A 1,717-nucleotide genomic window follows, 5' to 3' on the forward strand; every position below is an offset into this window, starting at 1 on the left:
CAGCCCTTGCAGCAGCACCGCGCCCCAGTCGCCCTGGGTGCTGAGGTAGGCATTGAGCAGCACCGGCGAGGTAAAGGGCAGGCTCACCAGCGCCGGGCTCACCCACCCCAGTTGCACCACCAGCAGCGCCAGGCAGGCATTGACCATCGGCACCAGCATGAACGGTACCAGCAGGCGCGGGTTGAGGATGATCGGCACACCGAACAGCAGCAGTTCGTTGACGTTGAACAGCGACAGCGCCAGGCTCGCCAAGGCCAGCAGACGCATGGAGCGGTTGCGCGAGAAACCGAGGATCGCCAGCACCAGCGCCAGGGAACCGCCAGAGCCGCCAATGAAGGCAAAGCAGCCCAGCAGGCCGCTGTTCAAGGCATAGCGCAATGGCCGGCCAGCGGCCTGATCCGTGGCGTTGAGCGTCACGGCCTGGTCCATCACATCCATCAGCGGCTGCATGGCATGGGCGCCATGAATGCCGAAGAACCACAGCAGCGAATTGGTCGAGGTCAGGAAGATCGCGTTGAGGTAGGGGTTGTCCAGGTTGTCGATATCGATCGGCCGCTCGACGTAGGCAAAATCATGGAACTGCAGCAGCAGTTGCAACACGCAGACCAGCACCAAAGAGGTCACCATCCCCGGCAGCACCATGTTGATGGTGCCCTTGAGGTTGTGCCCCACCAGCCCCTCGTCCACCAGCCGGGTCCAGCGCTGGCGGTGGAGCCGGGCCATCAGCGGCACATTGATCAGGGGCGAGGCGATGGCGATGAACAGCACGAAGGTCGCCGCCGCCCGCGGGTAGTCGCGCAGCAGGTAGATGGCGATCACCACATGGGACAGGCAGAGGAAGGCCACCGGCAGTTGGGGCAGGCGGTATTTGATTGCCAGCATGTAGCCGATGGACGCCGCCACCAGCAGGGGAATGATCGAACTGATGCGGTTGTGCAGGCCGGTCAGCAGCTCCACCAATGCTGGCGGCGCACCCAACGCCTGGGCGCACTGGCCGAGGATCAGCAGCAGCGCCGAGACCAGCAGGCATGGCAGCAGCCACAACAGGCCTTCGCGGATCGAGCGTAATGACTCGGCACCCGCCAGGAGTGCCAGACGATGGGTGAAAAACAGCTTGAACCCCACGTTTCGCATAAGCCCCGCCCCTTTGCCGCTGCGCGTCCGATACCCCCCGGACGTTGCCGCCCGCCCCATGGATACGCAATGCAGCGCCAGGCCATGACAAGCGAATACCGGCGAAGATACCACTGAAGAAACCCCATTCAGCAAGCACTGAATGGCCCCGATCGCAGTCTTTTATCGTCCTGTTCACGCCAGGCTTGACTGCCTGCGCGGCCACCCGCTCAAGCACGGTCGATTGCGCCAGGGCGCGGCGATATCGTTTGCAGGGGCCGATGGCTTTTGCTTTAATCGCGATCAATTCCCATTTACAACCAGATCGCCAGCGGACACGCCTCCTTGCCCTCCACGCCTCTCGCCAGCCCGGACTCGGTCCACAGCCTTTACGACGCCCATCACCGCTGGCTCTACGAGTTGTTGCGCCGACGCCTGAATCACGCCTGGGACGCTGCCGACCTGGCCCACGACATCTTTGTCCGGGTGCTCAAGCGCCCGCCGGTGCTGCGTGACGAGGTCCACCAGCGTTCCTACCTGGCCACCGTGGCCCGGGGCCTGTGCATCGACCACTGGCGGCGCCGGCAACTGGAGCAGGCCTGGC

General features: G+C 64.2%; 2 protein-coding genes. One reads left to right on the plus strand and one right to left on the minus strand.

Annotated features, from left to right (window positions below; translation table 11 throughout):
* A partial coding sequence (locus tag F6S12_RS31485) for a PTS transporter subunit EIIC (RefSeq protein ID WP_315869830.1) occupies nt 1–1,134 on the minus strand: 1,134 nt, incomplete at its 3' end.
* A gap of 324 nt (nt 1,135–1,458) precedes the next feature.
* On the opposite strand from F6S12_RS31485, the gene F6S12_RS31490 reads away from it, so the two are divergent.
* Nucleotides 1,459–1,717: sigma factor (locus F6S12_RS31490; RefSeq protein ID WP_315869831.1), on the plus strand; the 259-nt coding region annotated here is incomplete at its 3' end.

The sequence above is a fragment of the Pseudomonas sp. JV245A genome, assembly GCF_032424515.1.
Taxonomy (GTDB): domain Bacteria; phylum Pseudomonadota; class Gammaproteobacteria; order Pseudomonadales; family Pseudomonadaceae; genus Aquipseudomonas; species Aquipseudomonas protegens.